This is a genomic window from Streptomyces sp. NPDC096311 (assembly GCF_044763085.1).
Lineage (GTDB): Bacteria > Actinomycetota > Actinomycetes > Streptomycetales > Streptomycetaceae > Streptomyces.
In genome coordinates, this window is sequence record NZ_JBIWFN010000035.1 from 13,230 (window position 1) to 34,741 (window position 21,512).

General features: G+C 69.7%; 18 protein-coding genes and 4 pseudogenes. 11 read left to right on the top strand and 11 right to left on the bottom strand.

Going from position 1 to position 21,512, the window contains the following annotated elements; genetic code table 11:
- Positions 1-289: 289 nt before the first annotated feature.
- Entirely contained in the window at positions 290-1,351 is a 1,062-nt protein-coding gene (locus ACIRA5_RS49715) for an Lrp/AsnC family transcriptional regulator (protein ID WP_403704167.1), read from the bottom strand.
- A 324-nt stretch (positions 1,352-1,675) separates the two neighbouring features.
- On the opposite strand from ACIRA5_RS49715, the gene ACIRA5_RS49720 reads away from it, so the two are divergent.
- From ACIRA5_RS49720 to ACIRA5_RS49730, 3 genes are all read left to right on the top strand, one after another.
- Entirely contained in the window at positions 1,676-2,611 is a 936-nt protein-coding gene (locus tag ACIRA5_RS49720; RefSeq protein ID WP_403704172.1) for an alpha/beta hydrolase, read from the top strand.
- Positions 2,612-3,343: 732 nt separating this feature from the next.
- A complete protein-coding gene (locus ACIRA5_RS49725; protein ID WP_403704175.1) occupies positions 3,344-3,892 on the top strand; it encodes a putative immunity protein in 549 nt (182 codons plus the stop codon).
- Positions 3,885-4,259: a transposase gene (locus ACIRA5_RS49730; protein ID WP_403704294.1), complete on the top strand. Its 375-nt coding sequence runs from the start codon at positions 3,885-3,887 to the stop codon at positions 4,257-4,259. The genes ACIRA5_RS49725 and ACIRA5_RS49730 overlap by 8 nt, the downstream gene beginning before the upstream one ends.
- A 23-nt stretch (positions 4,260-4,282) precedes the next feature.
- Here the strand turns inward: ACIRA5_RS49730 and ACIRA5_RS49735 are convergent, their stop codons facing one another.
- A complete protein-coding gene (locus tag ACIRA5_RS49735; RefSeq protein ID WP_403704297.1) occupies positions 4,283-4,705 on the bottom strand; it encodes an SUKH-4 family immunity protein in 423 nt (140 codons plus the stop codon).
- Entirely contained in the window at positions 4,614-4,826 is a 213-nt protein-coding gene (locus ACIRA5_RS49740) for a hypothetical protein (RefSeq protein ID WP_403704306.1), read from the bottom strand. Before ACIRA5_RS49740 ends, ACIRA5_RS49735 begins: the two co-directional genes overlap by 92 nt.
- Positions 4,827-4,828: 2 nt before the next feature.
- Here ACIRA5_RS49740 and ACIRA5_RS49745 point away from each other — a divergent pair.
- Positions 4,829-5,266: pseudogene (locus tag ACIRA5_RS49745) on the top strand (LysR family transcriptional regulator substrate-binding protein); the annotation flags it as partial.
- On the opposite strand, the pseudogene ACIRA5_RS49750 reads toward ACIRA5_RS49745, so the two are convergent.
- A pseudogene (locus ACIRA5_RS49750) lies at positions 5,267-5,568 on the bottom strand (IS3 family transposase); the annotation flags it as partial. It abuts the pseudogene before it with no gap.
- Positions 5,569-5,789: 221 nt separating this feature from the next.
- Here ACIRA5_RS49750 and ACIRA5_RS49755 point away from each other — a divergent pair.
- The 3 genes and pseudogenes from ACIRA5_RS49755 (at position 5,790) to ACIRA5_RS49765 (ending at position 8,699) form a co-directional block, all read left to right on the top strand.
- Positions 5,790-7,007 (top strand): acyl-CoA dehydrogenase family protein, encoded by a 1,218-nt coding sequence (locus ACIRA5_RS49755; RefSeq protein ID WP_403704177.1) that lies wholly within the window; start codon positions 5,790-5,792, stop codon positions 7,005-7,007.
- Between the two features lie 284 nt (positions 7,008-7,291).
- Positions 7,292-8,121: pseudogene (locus ACIRA5_RS49760) on the top strand (IS5 family transposase).
- 26 nt (positions 8,122-8,147) lie between these two features.
- Positions 8,148-8,699, top strand: a complete 552-nt coding sequence (locus tag ACIRA5_RS49765; RefSeq protein ID WP_403704180.1) for a hypothetical protein — start codon at positions 8,148-8,150, stop codon at positions 8,697-8,699.
- Here the strand turns inward: ACIRA5_RS49765 and ACIRA5_RS49770 are convergent.
- Both ACIRA5_RS49770 and pepN read right to left on the bottom strand, forming a co-directional pair.
- Positions 8,620-9,156, bottom strand: a complete 537-nt coding sequence (locus ACIRA5_RS49770) for an AAA family ATPase (RefSeq protein ID WP_403704183.1) — start codon at positions 9,154-9,156, stop codon at positions 8,620-8,622. The two genes, ACIRA5_RS49765 and ACIRA5_RS49770, sit on opposite strands and share 80 nt — an antisense overlap.
- A gap of 552 nt (positions 9,157-9,708) precedes the next feature.
- On the bottom strand, positions 9,709-12,144 hold the full coding sequence (gene pepN / locus ACIRA5_RS49775) for an aminopeptidase N (RefSeq protein ID WP_403704186.1): 2,436 nt from the start codon (positions 12,142-12,144) through the stop codon (positions 9,709-9,711).
- A 469-nt stretch (positions 12,145-12,613) separates the two neighbouring features.
- On the opposite strand from pepN, the gene ACIRA5_RS49780 reads away from it, so the two are divergent.
- Entirely contained in the window at positions 12,614-13,072 is a 459-nt protein-coding gene (locus ACIRA5_RS49780) for a hypothetical protein (RefSeq protein ID WP_403704189.1), read from the top strand.
- 214 nt (positions 13,073-13,286) lie between these two features.
- Positions 13,287-14,120, top strand: coding sequence for a class I SAM-dependent methyltransferase (locus tag ACIRA5_RS49785; RefSeq protein WP_403704192.1), 834 nt, complete (start codon positions 13,287-13,289; stop codon positions 14,118-14,120).
- Between the two features lie 127 nt (positions 14,121-14,247).
- Here the strand turns inward: ACIRA5_RS49785 and ACIRA5_RS49790 are convergent, their stop codons facing one another.
- Positions 14,248-15,147, bottom strand: coding sequence for an NAD-dependent protein deacetylase (locus tag ACIRA5_RS49790; RefSeq protein WP_403704195.1), 900 nt, complete (start codon positions 15,145-15,147; stop codon positions 14,248-14,250).
- Positions 15,148-15,254: 107 nt separating this feature from the next.
- On the opposite strand from ACIRA5_RS49790, the pseudogene ACIRA5_RS49795 reads away from it, so the two are divergent.
- Positions 15,255-17,233 (top strand): annotated as a pseudogene (locus tag ACIRA5_RS49795) (Tn3 family transposase); the annotation flags it as partial.
- A gap of 35 nt (positions 17,234-17,268) precedes the next feature.
- Here ACIRA5_RS49795 and ACIRA5_RS49800 read toward each other — a convergent pair.
- The 3 genes from ACIRA5_RS49800 to ACIRA5_RS49810 all read right to left on the bottom strand — a co-directional run bounded on the left by ACIRA5_RS49800 (position 17,269) and on the right by ACIRA5_RS49810 (position 20,304).
- On the bottom strand, positions 17,269-18,492 hold the full coding sequence (locus ACIRA5_RS49800) for an MFS transporter (RefSeq protein ID WP_403704300.1): 1,224 nt from the start codon (positions 18,490-18,492) through the stop codon (positions 17,269-17,271).
- 146 nt (positions 18,493-18,638) lie between these two features.
- On the bottom strand, positions 18,639-19,613 hold the full coding sequence (locus ACIRA5_RS49805) for a tyrosine-type recombinase/integrase (protein ID WP_403704198.1): 975 nt from the start codon (positions 19,611-19,613) through the stop codon (positions 18,639-18,641).
- Between the two features lie 169 nt (positions 19,614-19,782).
- Entirely contained in the window at positions 19,783-20,304 is a 522-nt protein-coding gene (locus tag ACIRA5_RS49810) for a hypothetical protein (protein ID WP_403704201.1), read from the bottom strand.
- Between the two features lie 157 nt (positions 20,305-20,461).
- Between ACIRA5_RS49810 and ACIRA5_RS49815 the strand changes: the two genes are divergently transcribed.
- Positions 20,462-20,680 (top strand): hypothetical protein, encoded by a 219-nt coding sequence (locus ACIRA5_RS49815; RefSeq protein ID WP_403704203.1) that lies wholly within the window; start codon positions 20,462-20,464, stop codon positions 20,678-20,680.
- Positions 20,681-20,687: 7 nt separating this feature from the next.
- Here the strand turns inward: ACIRA5_RS49815 and ACIRA5_RS49820 are convergent, their stop codons facing one another.
- Positions 20,688-21,329 (bottom strand): hypothetical protein, encoded by a 642-nt coding sequence (locus ACIRA5_RS49820; protein WP_403704206.1) that lies wholly within the window; start codon positions 21,327-21,329, stop codon positions 20,688-20,690.
- Positions 21,330-21,512 lie beyond the last annotated feature (183 nt).

The window sequence follows — 21,512 nt, forward strand, 5'->3', positions numbered from 1 at the left end:
CCCGCTGGTCCCCCCACCCCCCCCCCCCCCCCCCCCCCCGGCCGGCCCCCCCCCCCCCGGGGGGGGGGGGGGGGGCCCCCGCCCCCGGGGGGGGGGGCCCGGCCCCCCCCCACCACAGCAGCGCCACGGTGAAGTTGGCCCAGCCGCGTGTCGTCGATGCCTCCTGGGGGCTGCCCGGCCCCTGACTTTTCTGCACGGCAACTCCTGGGATTCCAAGCACGGTTCCTCCTTGGTTGTACTGGGAGCCGAATGAAGACATCGCAAGGGACGGTTCACGGGGTGGGCGGTCTCAGCTTCCGCCCTGCCCCGCACGTGCCCGGCGACGCTGGGCGACTGCGAGGGCGGGCAGGGAAGCGTCGGGTGAGGGAGTGCGTTTGATGCCGCGGCTGACGATGGCTGTCTCGACGTGGCTGATTCCCAGGCCCGCCAGGTCGCGGGAGAGCAAGTCGTAGAGGGCGGTCAGGTCTGGGAAGTACGCGGCCGCGTGCAGGTTCGAGGGTCCCGACGTGGCGAACGCGCCGTGCACGGCAGGATGATCGGCCAGCGCTTGCCCGGCGGCGGCCAGGTAGTCCGGGGCCACGTGCAGCAGGAGTTTGGCCTCGATGGGCAGCCCGAGTCGGCGGGGATCGACGAGGACCTGGGTGATCAGGCGGCCCTGAGCGGTCAATCGGGCGATGCGCCGGCGCACCGTGCTCTCGGGGTGTCCGGTGCGGGCGGCCAGGGTCGCGGCGGTCAGGCGGGCGTCCGGGGTGAGGGCGTCGATGAGGGACTGTTCCAGGGCATCGGTGTCGACGCCGTACGGGCCCTGGGAATCGGAAGCCGCTGCCCCCGGGACCGGCTCGGCCGGGGTCAGGGCCGCGCGTTCCGGTGCGGTCAGCACCTGGTGCCGCCACTCGGAGGTGAGTCTGAAGACGTGCAGGATGGTGGCGCTCTCCAGTGACGTGACCGCCTGAGTGGAGGGCAGCTGACGGAAGACCAGCGGGTCGCGCGAGCCTGGCTCGGTGCGGGCGACCGCGAAAATCTCATCACCCGAGGTGGTGACGTCGATGAACGGGATGTCCTCGCGCGCCGCGAGTGCGGCCACGATCGTGTCGAGCTTTCCGCGGAGTACCCGGATGCGCAGGAACAGGGCCCCGGCCGCGCCCCCGTTACGAGGCCGCGCGACAGGGGAGACCACCACGCGCACGGTGCCGTCGGCGCCGAGCGCGTGCAGCCGGCGGCGCACGGTGGCGGGGTTGAGACCCAGCACCTGCGCCGCGTGCTCCGCGGTGAGGCGGCCGTCGCACTGCAGCGTGGCCACCAACCGCTGGTCTACGAGGCTCAGTACGGAATCCGCCGATGCGCGCGCCATGAAGGCAAGTTTCGCCCATTCCGCCGTGGTGTGGAGCCTGCGCCGGGGACCGGCGCCCCAAGAATGGATGTCATCCACCCGTCCCCGACCTGCGTCAGCGGACCCGAGCCACGGAAGGAGCACTCGATGATCCTCGATCCGCGCATCTGCTTCCCCGGCCTGATCGGCTGACCGCCCCGCACCATCTGGGCTGTCACCCGCGACCCGGCGAAGGGGCCTGCGGCCCGACGCAACGACGCCTCGCACCGGGCCGCCCGACTTTCCGAAACCCCCAGAGCCCCGAACTCGGAGAACGACGGATTCACCACGGAGGTCCATGTGCCTGTGTCCGGACAACGCGAAAAACTACGCTTCGCCAGCGGTGACACCTCGTGCGCCGCCTGGCACTACCCGGGGTCCAACGGCGGCTGCGTGATCATGGCCGGAGGCACCTCGGTGACGAAGGAACCGGCCTCGGACCTGTTCGCTGCACGGTTCAACGACGCCGGCTTCGCCGTCCTGGCTTTCGACTACCGACGGTTCGGCGAGAGTGGCGGCGCGCCGCGCCAAGTCGTCCGCTTCGGTGAGCAGATCGCCGACTGGCAGGCCGCGATCGCGTGCGCGGCCGGTCTGCCCGACGTCGACCCGGACAGGATCTCGATCTGGGGCTTCTCGCTCGCAGGCGGCCACGTCTTCCGTGTCGCGGCCGACAACCCACAACTGGCCTCCGCGATCGCGCAGACGCCCCTGGTCGACGGCCGCGCCGTCGCTCCCCACGCGGTGCGCTGCATGACTCCCCTCGCGCTCCTGAGGCTCTTCGGCCGAGGCGTCGCGGACGCGCTCGGCAGCCTCGTCGGGCGGCCGCCGCTGCTGGTCCCGACCGCCGGAGCTCGCGGCACGGTCGCCTCGCTCACCACACCCGACGCCATGGACGGCGACCGGGCCCTGGACCCCGGCCACCGCTACACGGACTGGGAGCAGACGGTCGCCGCCCGGATCGTGCTGCGGCTCGGCGGGTACCGGCCCGGCCGCCATGCTTCCCGGATCCGGTGCCCGCTGCTGGTGGTCGTGTGCGACCAGGACCAGAGCGCGCTTCCAGGACCCGCCGTCCAGGCGGCCCAAAACACAACGGAGTCCGAGGTGGTCCACCTGACGGGCCGGCATTACGCCCCGTTCCTCGAAGCGCACGAGGACGCCGTCGAGGCGGAAATCACCTTCCTGGAAAAACATCTGACACGTTCGCATGCCGCCTCAAGAAGAGTGTTGAACGGCACTGATTAGTTCAGTGGCGCACTGAACTAATCAGTGCCATATCTGGTGGCGTGTCCGTCTCCTGCCCTACCGCACTGCCCAGACGCCTTCCGGTGGCCCCTGTCCCGGAACACCGGGGTGCGGCCGCGTTGCGACCAGGTCCTGATGTGCGGCGGCGTCATGGAGAAGCCGGCCTCGTCAGCAGGCGGGCTCCTTCGACACCGGTCAGTTCATCGCGGCCAGTGCCATCCCGCCCTGCGCGGCGTTCCTCGACCCCGAACAGCTGCGAGCGGTCCTCAAGGAGTGGCAGGACAACGGCCAGTGCTGGGGACGGGCAATGCTGTCCTACCTCATCAACTTCTATCGGCTGACCACGACCTGGGCCCGGAGTGCGACGAGGTGTGGCGGGCCTTCCTGGCCGAACTCCTGCCGTTCGATGACCACTATCAGACCATCTCCACATCAGCATCTTGCGAGAGGATTCAAATGAACGGGAAGCCGTCAAAGCGTCTGCTCGGACTGGGAATCGCCAGCGCACTCTCGGTCGGCACGATTCTCGCCGTACCGACCGGCGTACTCGGGCTGGTCGTGGGCGGCAGTCTACGGAGTAGATCATCTGGCAGAGCGGTCGGCTGACCGGTTCCTGCTCTCTGTGGCCGGGCGGCCTTCTACGATCCCGTCTGCTTGGGAACCAGTCGGCATGGACGGCCCGGAGCCAACCCAACCGCCCAGCTGTCCAGCGCAATCGTGAAAGAGGGAACCATGGCAGGGGAAGCAAGCGAGATTGTCCTGAGCAAGCAGGACCTTCGTGAGGTCGCCGCGTTCGCCGCAGCGTGTGCAGAGATGGTGCTCGAGATATTCGAGGCCGACCAGCCGGGCGACTCGCGGCCTCGAGACGCTGTCCGTGCCGCGTGTGAGTTCGCTCGGGGCGGCGAACGTGGGCAATCTCTGCGCGACACAGCGTCGGCGGCCCTCAAGGCGGCCAAGAGGGCGGACACTGCGGCTGCGCGCGAGGCGGCGTGGGCAGCGATGTCGGCCGCAGGCTCCGCCTACCTGCATCCGCTGGCCAAGGCCACCCAGGTCAAGCACATTCTCGGAGCGGGCGCTTACGCGGCCAGAGCAGCAGAACTCGTCGCCGAAGACGATCGGAGCGTTGGTGCCCAACACCTTGAGCAGACGGTGCATCGTGCAACACCGGTCGTCGTTGACGTGCTCAAACGCTTCCCGGCAGCGCCAAGTGGCGGCGGACGGGTTGGTGAGTTGATCCGCATGCTGGACACTGGCCTTCGTTCACTCACCTTCGCTGAGTGACTGTCAGCGTCCGGACGGCGTCGGCCCACATCCGTCAGCGGTCGACTTCGAGGTTCGTCAGTCCGCGAGGGCGCCGAGACCGGCGGCACGCAGGGACAACGTCCGCCTCCACCTGACCGTCGGCACGAAGGAGTTCATCGAGGCGAATGCCGCGTGGCTGACCGTGTTCCAGCTCCCGGCTTACGCCCCTGACCTCAATCCGACCGAGGGTATCTGGGCGCTGGTGAAGCGCGACCTGGGCAACCTGGCCGCTGCAGGCCTCAGCGAGATCACCAGAGCCGTGACACGTCGGCTCAAGAAGATCCAGTACCGCCCTGACCTCGTCGACGGCTGTATAACTGCCACCGGCCTGAGCCTGGACGGCTGACCAACGTGGGGAACTGGTCCGGATCACCCATCCCAGTCCACATAGTCTCCGATTGCCACGCCGTCGCAGAAGGTCTCCCAGAATCCGTTGTCCGCGAGAGCGGTCCCGTCGATGCCGGAGATGAGCTCGCGCAGTTCTTCCGCCACCTCCTCGAACCTCTCCTCGTCGTCCTCCGCACAGAACGGGAAGCGTGCGATCACGGCCGCGACGCATCGGCTGAAGGAGTCGAGGTCGCGGTTTACGTGGTGGGTCGTCGATGACGCGATATTGGGGATCTGTACCACGTGACCACTGGCCACGTAGACGGCGATACGTCCGAACAGGCCACTCGTCGCGATGGCGACCAGTCCTCGCTCACCGATTCCCCCGATGCCGCGCAGCAGGTGCCAGTTGCAGCGCGTACCCGGACGGCACCTTGGCCACGTCGAGAGTGCCGAGCCCGTCAGTGGTCAGGCGGGTGTTCGAGGCGAGCCGGTCCAGCAGGTGGTCGATGCGCTGACGCAGCTCAGCGAGCTGCGCCGAGGTGTCGAGGGTGTCCATGCGCCCGGAATCGGACAGCTGCCACACCGGCGCTGCACCTGCTGCCGGCCGTCCTGCAGCGGCTGCGCGCCCGGCACCCCGGGATCGAGCCGCGGGTGCGGATCGTGCGCGAGGCGGGGCGCGGCACTGCGGGCGAAGTGGCCGACGGGAAGGCCGGCATAGCCATCGCCGCACTGGGCGGCTCCGTGCCGCTTGCGCCCGGTCTGGTCGCCGGCGGGTTCCTGGAAGAGCCGTATGCGCTGGTGCATGCGGCGGGGCATGTCGCCCCGCGCTCGCTGTCGCTGGTCGACTGGGCCGAGAACTGTGGCTCGTACACCCGCGGCTGGTGGGCTGCGCAGGACGGGATCCCGAAGGCAACCGTCGAGGCGGAGGACGACGGAGCGGTGCTCTCCTTGGTAAGCGGAGGCCACGGAATGGCGATCATGCCGGCGCTGTCCTTGGCCGGAGCACCGAACTCGGTCGAAATCAATCTCCGACACCGTTCGCTCTTCCTCGACGGGTCGTTCGGCGCGGGCGTCCGCAGTGGTCCGGTGCTGGTGGTAGCCGGAGCGGGAGATGCCCAGGACCCGGCAGATCCGCTGCACGCCGAAGGCGGCGCGGTTCTCGGAGATGAAGTCCCAGCGACGGGGGCTTACTTCACCTCCCGGGTGAAACAGGCGGCCGCCCGGCGCAGGATTGCGCGCTCCAGGTGCCGCTCCTTCTCCGGCTTCCGCAGCCGGGCGTTCTTCGCCCGCAACCGGGCCGGTTCCTCAGCCGGACTCCCGCCGGCCTCGCGGAGCTCGGGCAGTGCCTCCTGAACTCCTCCGGATACGGAGACCTGCGTTCCACCTGGGCATCCCTCCCCGGACCATCAAGATCCATTGTCAGGGTGTCCACTCCAAAGGATCAGCCTCAGCCGTCACAAGGGAGGTGACTTGCCGGTCAACTAGTTGCTGGGAATCCCCGCTCTGGACGACCTCCGCCCTGTCCGACACCAGAAGGAGAACTGACATGACCGCCACCGCCACCGCCACCCCTCTCTCACCGCTGGACGACCAGCTGGCCGCCGACTTCTACCTCTACGAGGCGCTGCTCCCGTACGACGAGCGCAAGATACTGCTCAAGGCCCGCACCTTCCTGCGCGACGAGGTCAAGCCGCTGGTGAACGAGTACTGGAGCAAGGGCGAGTTCCCCAAGCAGCTGATCGAGAAGTTCCGCGGCAGCGGACTGGCCGCCCTGTCCTACGAGGGCTACGGCGAGCACCTGCCGGCCGTCAGCCACCTGCTCGGCGGCATGCTCGCCATGGAGATGAGCCGCGTCGACGCCTCGGTCGCCACCTTCTTCGGCGTCCACACCGGGCTCGGCTTCTACTCCATCTACTACGGCGGCGACCAGGAGCAGCGCGACCGATGGCTGCCCGCCATGGCCTCGATGGAGAAGATCGGCGCGTTCGCCCTCACCGAGCCGCTCGGTGGCTCCGACGTCTCCGGCGGCATGCGCACCACCGCCAAGCGCGAGGGCGACACCTGGGTCCTCAACGGCGCCAAGAAGTGGATCGGCAACGCCACCTTCGCCGACTATGTCGTGGTGTGGGCGCGGGACGTCAACGACAACCAGGTCAAGGGCTTCGTCGTGGAGAAGGGCGCCCCCGGCTTCGAGCCGGTGAAAATCGAGGGCAAGATAGCCCTGCGGATCGTGGAGAACGCCGAGATCACCCTGACCGACGTACGCGTGGCGGAGGCGAACCGCCTCCAGAAGATCAACTCCTTCCGGGACGTCACGGAGATCCTGCGCTTCACCCGCAGCGGAGTCGCCTGGCAAGCCCTGGGCGTCATGATCGGCGCCTACGAACTCGCGCTCGACTACGCCAAGGAGCGCCGGCAGTTCGGCCGACCGATCGCCAAGTTCCAGATCGTCCAAGACCTGTTGGTGAAGAGCCTGGGCAACATCACCGCCTCCTGGGGCATGCTGGTGCACCTCGCCCGGCTGCAGGACCAGGGCATCTTCCGCGATGAGCACTCGTCGCTCGCCAAGGCGTTCGTCACCTCCCGTATGCGGGAGGTCGTCGCCTTCAGCCGCGAGATCTTCGGTGGCAACGGTATTCTCCTCGACTACGACGTCGCCCGGTTCTTCGCCGACGCCGAAGCCCTCTACTCCTACGAGGGCACCCGCGAAATGAACACCCTTATCGTCGGCAAGTCCATCACCGGGCACAGCGCCTTCGTGTAAGCCGTCCGGCAACCTTCCGAGGAAGCGTGTGCCGCTAAAGGGTGTTGCACAACGACGATCAGGCTCGGATCCAGCCACCACCGTCGAGATCAACTGTCCGTCTGTGCATCGATTTGCCCCGCTACCGCAGGAGCTCGGGAACGGCCCCGAAAGATCATCTCAGCCGTCTGCAACACCCTTTAGAGGGCGGTATGTGATTTGATAGGTGATTTGCCGTCACCTGAACGTATGGGACTGCGGCATCCCAGCCAGTCGGCGGGCTCGGCCGTGCTGGGCTGAGCACCGTGAGCGAGCGCAAGCCCTACAACACCGACTTGTCCGACGAGCAGTGGGCGCTGGTCGAGCCAGTGATCGCCGCGGGGAAGGCCCACACCCCTCGGTCAGCGGCCACCAGGGCCGGTACGAGATGCCGGAGATCGTCAACGCGCTCCTCTACCAGGGCCGCACCGGCTGCCCGTGGGACCTGCTTGCGCACGACCTGCCGCCGCGCGGCGCGGTGATGTACTACTTCACCAAGTGGCGCGACGACGGCACCGACCAGGCCATCCACGACCTGCTGCGCTGGCAGGTGCGGGAGAAGGCGCGGCGGAAGGCGGACCCTAGCCTGGTGGTGCTCGACACTCAGAGCGTGCACGCGACGGCCGGGGTGCCCGCGGAGTCGACGGGGTGTGATGCGGCAAAGAAAGTACCGGGCCGCAAGCGCGGCCTGGCCGTTGATGTGCTGGGCCTGGTGATCGCGGTAGTGGTGCTCGCCGCGTCGGTGCACGACAACGCCGCCGGCATCGCGCTGCGGGACAAGGTCACCGCCGACACCGACACCGTCCAGAAGACCCTGGTCGACCAGGGCTTCAAGAACGCCGTTGTCGCGCACGGGGAGAAGGTGGGCGTCAAGGTGGAGATCGTCGAGCGCAACCCGGCCCAGACCGGGTTCGTGCCGATCCCCAAGCGGTGGATCGTGGAGCGCGCCTACGGGATCTTGATGCTGCACCGCAGGCTGGTGCGCGACTACGAGCACCTGCCGCGCAGTTCGGAGTCGCGGGTGTACTGGGCGATGACCGCGGTGATACTGCGGCGACTGACCGGGGCCACCGCGGCGGCTTGGCGCAGTACATGAGTGGCAGGGAGCTGACCCTCGGGGCGGTGCTGGCGCGGCTGAAGGAGCGGGAGGGGGAGATCGCCGCGCGGGCCGAGACGACGAGGGAGCAGATCGCGCAGCTGACCGCACAGCTGGATGAGCTCAGCCGGGCCGCCGAGGAGGTCCGGATCACCCGCAAGACGCTGCTGGTGCTGCCCGATCCGCAGCCGCCCGCGCCACCGGCCCCGCAGCTGCCGGACCATCCGGCCTACCAGCAGATCATGGCGGTGTTCGCCGCGGCCGCCGCGCCTCTGCGTGCACGGCAGGTGTGCGAGGCGATGGACCTGGAGATCGCGCCCAACAACGTCAACAACACCCGACTGAAGCTCAAGCGGCTCGCCGAGCGCGGGATCCTGGCCGAGGCCGAGGCCGAGGCCGGGCAGGGCAGGGCTTGCTCACGCAGCCGCGGCCGTAACCGCCTGGCGACACCGCGGCCAGCCCGCACACCCCTCCCGAAAGAGTGGAACGGACATCGACTCACGCACCGCCTCTCAGCTCCTGAACTGCGTCGATCACGCTGTCCACCACCTCGGTCACCGGCTTGGAAGCATCGATGATCGTCGCGCCATGGCGTTCGTAGATCGCTCGCATCCGAGGATTCCACTTCAGGGCCGCTGCGAGCTCTTCGGGATGTTGACCGAATGCGTTCGTAGTGCGGGTCGCGAGTCGGTGGCGAAGGGCGTCGTCGTCGATCACCAGGCACACGATGAGGTCGAAGAGATCGCGGACGTCTGCCTCGTTCTCCGCCGACCCGCACAAGAATGCGATGCGGAAACGAGACTCCTCGACGAGGGTCTCAATGCGCTCGCGGACGATCGCCCACCCATATCGATCGAGCCAGCCCCCGGGAACCGGATACGGAGGATCCATCACGACCTCGTTCTCAGCTCGGTCGATCCAGCAACTGAAGCCGTCCTCGTCGGCGTCGAGTGCGACGTAGCCACGCTCTCGCAACGCCCCGCAGACCGTGGACTTACCAGTCCCTGAATTGCCCGTCACCCACACCAACGTCACGCCGCCAGCGTAGACATGACCACCCGGGGTTAGCGACGCGAACGCCGCGATCAAGCAAGGTGTGGCTTCGACCGAGTGACTGCGTCCGGCACAGCCGGTGGACGGCCAAAGCTCCAACTCAGCTACCGTGCCACGTGCCTCAAGCACGCCATCGCGACCGGTCACTCAGCCCGAACTGCACCCAAGCCGAAACGGACATCAACTCACGTACCGCCCTCTGGGTGGGCATTTGGAGAAACTCTGTGCCAGTAAGTAACTCTCGCGGCCGTCACGCTTGAGTTGTTTGCCTCATATGCTCACTCTCGTGTCCATTGAGCTGCGGACTTGGCCGCCCGTTTGCTCCGGTTCTCGTGAGCGAAGTCCGTCTGGTGTGAAGATCAGGCAGAAACGCCCAGCAGCAGCGGAACAGCACCGTGCGCCGCATCCATGATCACGCTGCCGGTGACGTCGCGGTCGTTGGCTACGGCAACTGAGCTGCCTGGACCGGGAGTTCATGAATGTCTGCGCCCCGCCATCGTCGACGGCGGGGCGCAGGCTCGTCCGGCGGCCTGGTCAGGCGGTGCGGGTTCGGGACCGGAGCATGCGCCGGACCGTGTCCGAGCGTTCGAGGAGTGTCTTGCGGACCACGGGGGCCGCATTCTCGCAGGCTTGTTGGGCGGTTTCGATGTAGGAGTCGTCGATGGCGTGCGGCGGGAAGAGACGGCTGGTGTAGACCATCGCGGGGATCATTCCGCCCTGGTCGAGCTGGGGGATGGCGTTCAGGTAGTGCTGGGCGTAGGGGGCGAGGAGGGTGTCCTGGCCGGGACGCCAGAAGGCCGTTGTCACCTGGCCGACCGCGTGCACGGGCACGGCGCGGTCGACGGTGACCTTCTGCCAGACCTCGGCCTTGGCGGCTGCGTCCGGCAGCGCGGCGCGCACGGTGAGGGCACGGATCCAGGCGTCGGGGTCCGGGTCGCGTGCGAGCAGGCGGGCGGCTTCGGGCGCGACGTCCGGGCCGAGTTCCGCCTCGCGAACGAGAGCGCGCCAGTGCAGGTCCACGTCGTCGCCTGCCTGTTCGCGCAGCCAGGCGAGGTCGTCGCGGGTGGTGGCGGTACGGGCCAGGCCGCGCAGCGCGACCTGGCGGCGGCCGGTATCGGCGGCGAGGCGCCGGCAGGCGGCCGCGACCGCGGCGGTGAGCGCGGGGCGTTCGGCGGGCGGGGCCCAGAGTTCGGCGATGTCGGCTGCGAGTGTCAGCCATGGCTCGATCACCGCGTCCGAGGTCTCGGCGGCGAGGATCTCGGTGAGGCACTGCCCGGCTTCGGCAGCCGTGGCCTCGCCGGTCGTGAGCATGTCCCAGACGGTGGCGGCGGCCACGCCGCGGGAGATGGCGGTGGGCAGCTGTGCGGCCTGGGAGAAGAGGACGTCCCTGGTGGAGGGGTCGGGGCGGGTGGTGGCGAAGGTGAGGTCGTCGTCGTTGATGAGCAGGAGGTCCGCGGCGGGCGGCAGGCCGGCGACGGCGGTACGGGTGCCAGTCACCTCGATGCGCACCAGCGCCGTACGCTCCCATGCCTGGCCGCTGTGGCGGTAGGCGCCCACGGCCAGCACCTGCGGGCGCGGGGTCGCGGCGGCCACCAGGGTGACCTGTTCGCCGTCGCGCTCCAGCGAGAAGCGGTCGGTGCCGGCCGTCGCGAGCCAGGCCGAGCGCCAGGCGTCGAGGTCGCGCCCGCTGGCTTCCGAGAGCTCGTCGATCAGGTCCTGGAGGGTGGTGTTCCCCCATGCGTGGCGGGCGAAGTAGGCGGCCATGCCGGCCCGGAAGTGCTCTTCGCCGACGTACGTCATGAGCTGCTGCAGGACGGACGCGCCCTTGGGGTAGGTGATGTTGTCGAAGATCGACGCGGCCTGGGCGACGTCGTGGATGGGCTGGTGGATGGGGTGGGAGACGGGGCCCTGGTCGGCGAGATAGGCCTTGAGTTTGTCGCCTACCAGGTGGCCGGCCCAGGCGTCGGTGTAGCGGGTGGCGCGTTCGGCGGCCCAATGGCAGGCGAACTCCGCGAATGCCTCGTTGAGCCAGAGGTCGTCCCACCAGCGCATGGTGACGATGTTGCCGAACCACATGTGGGCCATCTCGTGCAGTAGCACCTTGGCCAGCAGCTCCCGCTCGGCGGGCGTCGGATCGGCTCGCCGCAGGAAGGCGTCCGACCAGGTCACGCAGCCGTAGTTCTCCATCGCTCCGCCGAACTCAGGCATGAACACCTGGTCGTACTTCCGTTGCGGGAACGGCATCGCGAAGGCCTCGCCGAAGAAGGCCAGGCCCTGGCGGGTGAGGGTGAAGATCTCGTCGGCGTCGCGGTCGAGGACGCCGGCGAGCGAGCGGCGGGCGTAGAGGCCGAGGTCGTGGCCGTCGGTTTCACGGCGGATCTCGTGGAAGGGGCCCGCATTGACGACTGTGTTGTACACGGCCAGGGCAGGGGTGTCGGGGAAGATCCAGCGGCGGGCTTTCCCCAGCTCCTCGATGCGCGCCTCCCCGGAGTTGCTGGTGACAGTCCACGCGGACGGGGCCGTGACCGTGAAGGCGTGCGGGGCCTTGAGATCGGGCTGGTCGAAACATGCCCACACGAACCGGGCCTCGTCCGGCTCGAAGCTCATCCACACATAGACCTCGCCGTCCGCGGGGTCGACGGCCTTGTGTACGCCCTCGCCCGTGGCCGTGTCGGCCTGGACGCTCTCCACGCGCAGCACGTTGTGTCCGGCCAGCGCGGGCAGCGGGATACGGCCGTCACTGGTCGGGGCGAGCGCGGTGCCGTTGAGCGTGGCGCTGAGTACCTGTGCCGCGCAGTCCACGAAGCTCTCCGCGCCCGGCTCGCGACAGGTGAAGGCCACGGTCGAGACGCAGCGGACCTCGGGCCCGGCGGGCAGCGCGGTGAGATCAATGTCCACGTCGTACCGCTCGATGCTCAACAGCTCGGCCCGGCGCTCGGCTTCGGTACGGGTCAGGCTTCGGATCCCCATGTGTCCTCCCTCGGCAGACAGCGGGCGCCAGCGTATGACGGAGGGCGGCAGTCGGCGCAGGGGTTTTCCTCGGAGGCGTGTTCTGGGGCCGAGGAGGTGGAGGAGGGGGCGACGGTGGGACGCGGGTCGGGTCGGGCCTGGGCGGCTCTGGACTCGGCTCATGACCTGCGGCGTGTGGCGGGCCGGGCCACGAACCAGAACGCCAACGCATACGAACGCGTCGTCCGGGGCCAGGTGATCCCCGCCATCGAAACGCCTGACAGTCGGTGGCTGCCGTGGGAGCCTGTCCGCGTGACAGGTCTTGCGGCGGTCTACGGCCTGGCCGGTGCCCTGGGGGGAGTCGTCCTGGGGGCTGGGGCAACGATTGCGGCCCCTGTGCTGCTGCATCGCGATACCAGACGTCGGCAGCAACGGTCGGACGCTGGAGCCGAGTTCGACCGGGATGAGCCTGCGCAGGGCGAGGCGCGAGGTGCTGCTGCTCCCCGGTGACGCGGATGAGGCGCTGCTGCGTGATGAGCCTGTTGACCCCAAGGAGTTCAGGGCTGCGATGAGTTCCGCGCACCGGGAGGTGAGAGAGGGCACGGACAACGCCGAGCGCGATGGCCTCGAGTTCGTCCATCCGCGGGGCACGCCCGAGACGCGCTACTGGGAAGGCGCGTCACCGGAGGCCCGAAGTCTGCGTGACCTCACTGAGGCGATGAAGCGAATGACACGGAGCGTCTGTGCGGCCGCGGGGGAGCTGGGTGGTCCGGATCGGGAAACCTTGGAATACATCGGCCGCCAGTACCACGCGGTGGAGCAGCGGCGCCGACACCTCCTGGGCGCTCTCTTCGACTGGATGGACATGCTGCGAGTGAGGGGGCTGGGTAGGTGCTCGGCGCCTGTCGTGTCCCGAGCGCCGCGAAGATCGTCGACGCGTGCATCCTGACCCGGTGGCGGCGCTCGGGTGTCTCGGTGTGGTGTGCCGTGGGTCCGATCGGCTGAGGCGCGGCGCGCCTGGGTGGCGCGGGCGGCTGCCGGTGGACTATCGGTGGGGCGGTCCCGGTGTGGGCCGTCCTGTACTGCCCCATCCCGTGAAGAGGTCTGGTCATGAAGGCGTTCGCCGACCCGCTGGTGCAGTTTCTCTCCGGGCGGAGTGCGACGTGAGCGGCGCCGGGCGCGGGGATGAGCCGGGCGGTGGCCGCTACGGGGAGGCCGTGTTCCGTCCGGAACAGGCGGGCGAGGGCGAGCGCATCGACTTCGGTGCTCTTGCCTACGACGGCTTCACCGTGGCGCGGCTGCGGGCGCTGGGGGTCGGCCCGGGGTGGCGCTGTCTGGACGTGGGGGCCGGCACGGGCACGGTCTCCCGCCGGCTGCTGGAGGAGGCGGGGGTTGCGGGCGTGCTCGCGGTGGACCGCGACGGGCGTTTCCTCAGCGCGCGGCCGGTGCCCGGGCTCGAGGTGCTGGAGGCCGACATCACTGCCCCGGACGCCGTCAGGGGCCGGTTCCGGCTCGTGCACGCGCGTTTCGTGCTGATGCATCTGCCCGAGCGCGAACGTGTGATCGGAGTGTTGGCGGATCTGGTCGAGCCGGGTGGTGTGCTGGTGCTCAGTGACGCGGTCGACCTGACGGGGGACCGGACACCCAGTACGCCCTATGGCGCGGCGATGCGGGCGATGTGGCAGGGGCTGCGGGCCACCATCGGCACTGATGTGTCCTGGGTGCCGTCGTATCCGCGGCTGCTGCGTGCGGCGGGGCTGGTGTCCGTTGCTGCCGAGGTCCTGGTGCCGCCGCTGCTGCCGGGCAGTCCCATCAGCCGTTTCTGGGCGGACACGTGGGAGCGCAGCAGAGCGGCGATGCTCGCCACCGGCCTCGTCGACGACGCGGCCGTCGACGAGGCGCTGCGTTACCTGGGTTCCGTCGAGTGCGCCGCGCTGTCGGCCGGCATGCTCACCGTGTGGGGGTGGAAGCCCGGGGACGGGGAGGGCCGGGGATGAGACGCCGTCGGCCGCGGGGGCGTTGACGCGCGGGGTGCCGGCGCAGGTGCACGGCCGCAATGGGCGCTTGCCCGGTTGCCGGGCCAGCTCCTGGCGGCGCAGGACGTCCCCCTGCCGTCACTCTTTGTCAGGCCGCCGTCTGGTGGTCGACGGTGATGCCCAGTTGGCCGGCGACGCTGGTGAGGGCGGTGCCCAGGGGGAGCGCGATGCGGGTGAGGGCGTGCCGGTCGCCCCGGGTCACATCCCGGTTGACGATCAGTACGGGTTTCCCGGCCTGGGCCGCCTGGCGGACGAACCGGAGCCCGGACATCACCGTCAGCGAGGAGCCCAGGACCAGCAGTGAGGCCGCTTCCTGGACCAGCGTGCGGCAGTGTTCGACCCGCTGCGGCGGGACGGCTTCGCCGAAGAACACCACGTCCGGTTTGAGGATGCCGCCGCAGACCGTGCAGGGCAGTACGCGGAAGTCGCCGACCTGTTCGTCGGTGAGGTCGGCGTCACCGTCCGGGTTGATTCCCGCGGCCAACGGCTCGAAGTCCGCGTTGGCTGCCTCCAGCCGCCGGGCAAGTGCGCGGCGCGGGCTGCGGGCGCCGCAGGAAAGGCACACGACCCGGTCCAGGCTTCCGTGGAGTTCGGTGACGCCCTCGCTGCCGGCGGCCTGGTGCAGGTTGTCGACGTTCTGGGTGATCACACCCGAGAGCAGGCCGTGGCGCCCGAAGGCGGCCACGGCCCGGTGTCCGGCATTGGGGCGGGCGCGGCCGAAGGTGCGCCAGCCGAGGTGGCTGCGTGCCCAGTACCGGCGCCGGGCCTGCGTGCCGGCGGTGAATTCCTGGTAGGTCATAGGGGTGTGCCGGCTCAGGCTCCCGCCCTCGCCCCGGTAGTCGGGGATGCCCGACTCCGTGGAGATGCCGGCCCCGCTGAGCACCAGCACACCGCCGCGGCTCAGTGCCTCGGCGACTGGCTGCAGATCCGTGGTGCCCGCGGGCAGGTCTTCGCCGGGGGTCCAGCTCAGAGTGGGGCGCATGCGCATGCCGCCAGGGTACGCAACCGGCTGCGTCCCGTTCGTCCCGCGTCGCATGGTGCAGGAGGCTCGGCAGTTCCCCGGGCTGTCCGTGATCCGCCCCCTGGGGGTCGTCTGGTGGGCGGGACGGTACGGCCCGTACGCACGCCGGGGAGATCCAGGAGGCCGGGGGCTGGCGGGACTTCGCCGAGGTCCGCGAGGAGCTGGTGGCCTGACTGGACGCGAGGGCGTGGACGACGGGGGACGGGCCGAAGGCGTTGTTCGACGCGGCGGCGGGGTGGCTGCGCGAGGGGCGGGTGCTGTTGCCGGGGGCGAGCCGTCTGGCGTGGCTGGTGGGCTCGGTGCGGGAGGCGGCGAACCAGCGGCTGTGGGACACCCTGCACGGGATGCTGAGCGTCGGGAGCGGGCGGTGCTGGACTCCCTGCTGACGGTGCTGCCCGGCGAGCGGGTCTCGGAGCTGGACGGCTGCGGCGCGGGCCGGTGCGGATCTCGGGCCCGCAGATGAAGCGGGCCCTGGAGCGGGCCGAGGAGATCGCCGCGCTCGGGATAGGCGCCCTGGACGTGTCGGGGATACCGCCGCGGCGCCTTGCGGAGCTGTCACGGTACGGGGTAGACGGCAAGGCGTCGCGGCTACGCCGGCACTCGGACGCGCGGCACTGGAGACGCTGCTGGCCACCACGGTGTACCTCACCTCGCGGGCGGTGGACGACGCTTTGGACCTGCTGGGGGTGCTGATCGCGACGAAGCTGCTGGCCCGCGCGGAGCACGAGAGCGCGAAGGAGAAGCTGAAGACCCTGCCGCGCGTCGAGCGGGCGTCGGCGAACCTGGCAACCGCGTTCCAGGTCGTGTTCGACACCACGTCCGAGCAGGTCGACACCGACACCGGGGAGATCGCCCCGCCGAAGAAGGCGAGCCTGGGGGCGATGTGGGCGGAGATCGAGCAGGTGGTGCCCCGCCACGAGCCGGCCGCGGCGATCGCCGCGCTGTTCGAGCTGACCCCGCCGCTGGAGTCCGACGCCGACGAGGCATGGCGGGCCATGCTGGTCGACCGGTTCGGCACCGTCCGCCCGTTCCTGCGGCTGCTGGTCACCCTGGTGGACTTCGACGCCACGCCGGAGGGCGAGGCCGTGCTGAACGCGCTGCGGTCGCTGCCGGAGGGGATGGGCCGCAAGAAGGTCGGCCCGGCCGAGATCGACACCGGCCTGCTGACCGGCTCGTGGCGGCGCCTGGTGCTCTCGGCCCCGCACCTGGAGCCGGGCACGGTGGACTGGAAGGCGTACACGTTCTGCGTGCTGGAGCAGCTGCACCGGATGCTGCGGAGCAAGCAGGTGTTCGCCAGGAACTCCTCCAAGTAGGGCGACCCGCGGGCGAAGCTGCTGGCCGGTGAGGCGTGGCAGCAGGCCCGACCGACCGTACTGGCCTCGCTGAACCTGCCCGGCGAGGCGGGCGGGCGCCTGAAGGGGCGGGCCGCGCTGCTGGACGGCACCTACCGGGAGGTCGCCGACCGGGTTTCGCCTACGCCCCGCAGCTCGCGGACCTGCCCGACGAGAAGATGTGGCGCATCGACCGCACCGCCGACTACGGCGCCTTCCAGGACGCGGCCCGCGGCCGGATCGACCTGGCCCGGATCGAGCGGTACTGGGAGGACATCCTGCGGATCATCGGCTCCATCCACACCGGAGCCGTCCGCGCCTACGACGTCATCCGGATGCTCTCGCGCGACGGACGGCCGACCCCGCTCGGCGACGCGATCGCGCACTACGGGCGGATCGCGAAGACCCTGCACATCCTGCGCCTGGCCGATGAGCCCGGCTATCGCAGGCAGAGCAAGGTGCAGGCCAACCTCCAGGAGGGCCGCCACGCGCTCGCCCGGAAGATCTTCCATGGGAAGCAGGGGCAGCTGTACCAGCGCTATCAGGACGGAATGGAGGACCAGATCGGGGCGCTGGGCCTGGTGCTGAACGCACTCGTGCTGTTCAACACCCGCTACATGGACGCCACCGTCACCCAGCTTCGCGCGGACGGCTTCGACGTCCGCGACGAGGACGCGGCCCGCCTCTCCCCGTTCGTCCGCCACCACATAAACATGCTTGGGCCGGTACTCCTAATCGGCTACCAACTCGGGCTGGCTCATGCGTTGGCCGTCTCGACGCGGACGGCTCGGGCCCGGACCACGAAGGGCCGGGAGAAGACAGTGATGGCGACGGAGATCGCGGCCACAGCAGTGATGGCCGTGCCGGGGTTGAAGTGCTGGGCAACGCCGCCAGCGATTGCGGCTCCGATACCCTGCCACGTCATCCGGCCGGCGGACTCAACTCCCTGGACCTGACCGCGGACCGGATCCGGGGTCAACTCCAAAAGCTGCTCCTGGAGCGGCAGGGTGGCGGCGAACCCGGCACTGGCGATGAACACCGCGGCTGTCGCCACCAGCATGGGCGGGTGGAGGGCGAACAGCAGGTAAGGGATGGCGAGCAGCAGTCGCAGGGCGAATGCATAGCGGCGTCGCTGATCGGCGGTGAGCAGTCGCCCGACAGTCAGGTCACCGAGGAGCATGCCCGCCGATCCAGCGGCCAGGAAAGCGCCAGCATGATTGGGGGCGTAGGAGATGAACAGAGCCTCGCAGCCGACGATCAGGCCGTTGGGGACCCACAGGTTCAGCAGCAGCGCGCGTTGGCCGGAGTGGGAGAAGAGCGCGATGTTCGTTGTCCAGGTCTGGCGCAGTCCGGGGCGACGGGTCAGACGGATCGAGCGTTCCCGGACAGTCACCGCCACAATGATCAATCCAACTCCGGTCAGGGCTGTCGCGGTGAGGAAGACCTCTTGCGGGCTCAGGTACCGCAGAAGGACGGCGCCGATGGCGTAGCCGAGGATGGCCATGCCACCCGAGGTGATGTTCATCAGCGAACGCGCCAGTGCATACGTGGAGGTCGGCACCACCTCGGCGAGCAGCCCCATCCGCGTTCCGGTTCCGAGGGATTGGAAGAACCCCAGCACAAGGAGCAGACCGAACCGGGCAGCGAGCGGCAGCCCCGGAACCGCCTGTGCGGCAACACCCACGAGCGAGACGCACTGGAGCGCGACGAGGGTCCGGCGAGGGCGGCTTCCGTCCGCGACCGACATCAGCGTCAGCGCACCGAGCACCGTCGCGAACGTGGCGCCGTACATGCTCACGGCTGTCAGGAACGGGGACCGGGTCTGATGGTTGACCAGCGTGCCGAGCGCGAAGCCGGACAAGGTGCTCGCGGCGACCGTCAGGGTGAAGCTGGCATACAGGCCGGCGAACTCACGGTTGCGGAGCAGGCCACGGTAGCTGGTGGTGGGAAGCGTGCTGGACGCAGATGTGTCAGAAGGCATGAAAAAAGCCTCCGGACACACCCGTTGGGGCGCCGAAGGCCAACGGATCCATTCTAGCAGCTGGCCCAGTCCCACCACGGCCCACCATCATCAGACCGTTGGCGGCATGGACGCGGATACCTACCGGCCACGGCAGCACCGCACGTTCACCGGTGGCTGTCGCCGGGGGCGAGCAAGCTGGTGAGCTCGGCGATGGCCTCCGGGGACGGTTTGAAGTAGCGGCGGACATTCTCCGACTTCTTGTGCCGTGACGTCGCCATCAGCATCAGCAGCGACGCGCCCTGTTCACCGAGATGGGTCAGGGCGGAGTGACGGTACTCGTGCAGATTCCAGCCCGTTCCCGGCCCGCGCAGCGCGGTGTGCTCGTCGAGCAGCGCGCGGGCCTGCCCGTACGACAGGCGGGCCAGCCCGGTGTCCGGGCACACGTCACGGGGGCTGACAACCTTCCCTGGCCCCGGGCGGCGGTGGGTGACGAACACCGGCCCGCGGATGCGGCCCTTCAGCAGCCGGGGCAGGAGCCGGGCAGTGCCGGCGTCCCCGTACATGGTCTCCCGCACGAAGTCCTCGCGCGCCTGACTCCTGCGGCGGGCCTTGCTCCGCGCGCTCTTGGCCTTGACCGGGCAGCGGCGCGCGGCGAGGTCCAGGTCCTCGATGTTCACGCCGAGGACCTCCTCGGCGCGGGCGGCGGTCTCGTAGAGCATCCGCCACAGCGTCTTCCCCCGCTGGTGCACCTCGCGCCGCGCGATGAGCCGGTCCACGGCCATCTTCGAGCGGGCCGGGGTCTCGGAGTCCGGCACCGCCAGCCGCTTCGTCCAGGCCGGGACAGCCGGGCCGTCATAGCCGTACGACTCGCACCAGCCCAGCCACGACAGCACCGCCGCCCGCCGGGCGTTCCAGGTGTTGACCGCCGTGGTGCCCCACAGCAGTTCCAGGGCCTCGCCGATCTCGTCGTCCGCGACCGACCCCAGCGGGCGGCCCTCCCCGATCCGCTCACCGGTCCTGCCGACGCCGGTCGAGTAGCTTCGGACCGTGTTCGGGTTGCGGAGCGAGTCGAGGAAGGCGTCGGCCGCCGCGCGGACGGTCAACGCCTTCCCGGCCGGCAGTTGCACGGCGGCGGGCACCACTTCCCCCTCGCCACGGATAACAGGGCCGCTTCACGTACGGCGCGGAGAACGTCACCGCAGGTGACTGATCAAGCTACCGCAGACATTGGGGTGTTATCCGTCGGACGACTTCAGACCGGCCCCGCGACCGGCGCCCCGTCAGCCGTCCACCAGGGCCGACGAAGTCTTAGCGCACGATCTGACACGGGGGTTCCTCAACCCCCTTCGTCACGGCGTGCGGTCGCCGGCTGTGGTGGCCGGGTGCGGGTGCGGGTGCGGGTGCTGTGCGTCGATGACCGTCGTCACGCGCCCCGTTTCGATGGCGTAGACATGTCCGGAGGCGCACATCCCGGGCGGTAGTAGCGGCGATGCGAGCAGGCGCGCCCCGTCCTCCCGGACGGGTCCTGTCCGGTTCGGCGGCCTCGATCGCCCTCAGGGCCGATTCGTCGATGCCGGTCGCCTGTGCGGCGCGGCGCAGGAACTTCGGGTCGGCGAGGAATCCGGTCCCGCACTGGGTGTGGTGCAGGATCGCGACCTCGAAGAGCGGCCCGGTCGTGCCGAACAGCGTCTTGGCCAGGAAGGCCAGGTATGCGAGGTCCTGGATGACCGACTGGGTGATCCGCTCGCCGGCGTTGCGTATGACGAAGCGGGACCTGGAGGGCCGACGACGAGACGCACACCACCCCGGCGCCAGCCCTCGCCGGTCCATCGCCGTCGGCGTCTGCCTGCTGCTCGCTCCTGGGCCGACCGACGGGAGCAGGTCAAGAGGGCAAGAGAGTGCTCCCCGGTAGTGTCGGGTGGTCGGCCGTGAGAGCTTCAGCCATGCTGGTGCAGGGCGGCACCCCTTCAGGAGACGAGGAGCACCTATGCCGACGGATACGGTCGGACGATTCCTGGCAGCCCTGGACCCGAAGAAGCAGGAGGTCGTCGGCGCCAGGCCGCGCGAGGAGCAGGAACGCCTTGCGGCGGCATGGGAACGGGAATTGGAGGCGGACGATGAGCTCGACACTCTCGACGAGTTGTCGCCGCCCGCGGCAGAGGCCGAGGCGGCCCGCCGCGTCCTGGACCGCGGGATCGACCAGTAGGACTCCGTTAGGTTGCTCTGGCTCTTGGGTTCTGGCTGGTGGTTGATGTTGTGGGCAGGGGTCGGTGGCAGGTGGTGCAGGTTCCGGTCCAGCAGTTCAGCAGGTCCTGGATGGTGTCGAGGGGGCCATTGGGCCAGCAGGGTGACCTCGGGCAGGACACCGTCCCAGCAGCCCTCCTGGGCGAGGGCGGCGGCCTGCGCCAGGCGGCGGGCCCTGACTCCCCGACGCCGGGGCCACCCACGCCGAGGAAGGACACGGTGAACGCGAGCACGAACATGCCGACCGCCGCGCTCCAGGACTGCGCGGCGAGCATGGTGCCCGCGGCCACGAGCACCAGACCGGTCGGCAGGGCCGCGAGCAGGATGCGCGAGCGACGCCATCCACGACCCGGGATCTTCGAGAACTGAGCCAGCGGGAGCGTGCCGAACAGCGCGTACAACGCCATGACGGGGCGCTCGAAGCCGTACCTCAGCAGGGAGAACCCGTCGAGGGCCGCGAGCGCCGCCCACACCGTCCGGCGCAGGGACACCGGCGCCTCGGGCTGCCGTACGAGCCACCGCCACCAGCCGGGGACGCTCACCGCGCGGACCCGGGGGAGCGGGCGTAACGTGCCCTCCGCGGCGACGGGACGGTACGGCGTGCGCGGCACCTGATCATGCTTGCCACCCTGAAACGGACATCGTCCACCACAACCGGAACGCCCGAATGGCCGATGCTGCACCTTCGGGGTGGGAGCTCGCGGCGATGTGCGGGCGCCCGATCCGGTGGCCGCGGCGGGCCGAACCCGTGCCGTGCCCACGAGCCGGGTCGGCTCATGGGTACGGCTACGGCA

Bases quoted from the DNA above. Each gene is read 5' to 3' on its own strand.
- ACIRA5_RS49715 (WP_403704167.1), bottom strand. From the start codon at position 1,351: ATGGCGCGCGCATCGGCGGATTCCGTACTGAGCCTCGTAGACCAGCGG.
- ACIRA5_RS49725 (WP_403704175.1), top strand. From the start codon at position 3,344: ATGGCAGGGGAAGCAAGCGAGATTGTCCTGAGCAAGCAGGACCTTCGT.
- ACIRA5_RS49755 (WP_403704177.1), top strand. From the start codon at position 5,790: ATGACCGCCACCGCCACCGCCACCCCTCTCTCACCGCTGGACGACCAG.
- pepN (WP_403704186.1), bottom strand. From the start codon at position 12,144: ATGGGGATCCGAAGCCTGACCCGTACCGAAGCCGAGCGCCGGGCCGAG.
- ACIRA5_RS49790 (WP_403704195.1), bottom strand. From the start codon at position 15,147: ATGCGCATGCGCCCCACTCTGAGCTGGACCCCCGGCGAAGACCTGCCC.
- ACIRA5_RS49800 (WP_403704300.1), bottom strand. From the start codon at position 18,492: ATGCCTTCTGACACATCTGCGTCCAGCACGCTTCCCACCACCAGCTAC.
- ACIRA5_RS49810 (WP_403704201.1), bottom strand. From the start codon at position 20,304: ATGGACCGGCGAGGGCTGGCGCCGGGGTGGTGTGCGTCTCGTCGTCGG.
- ACIRA5_RS49815 (WP_403704203.1), top strand. From the start codon at position 20,462: ATGCCGACGGATACGGTCGGACGATTCCTGGCAGCCCTGGACCCGAAG.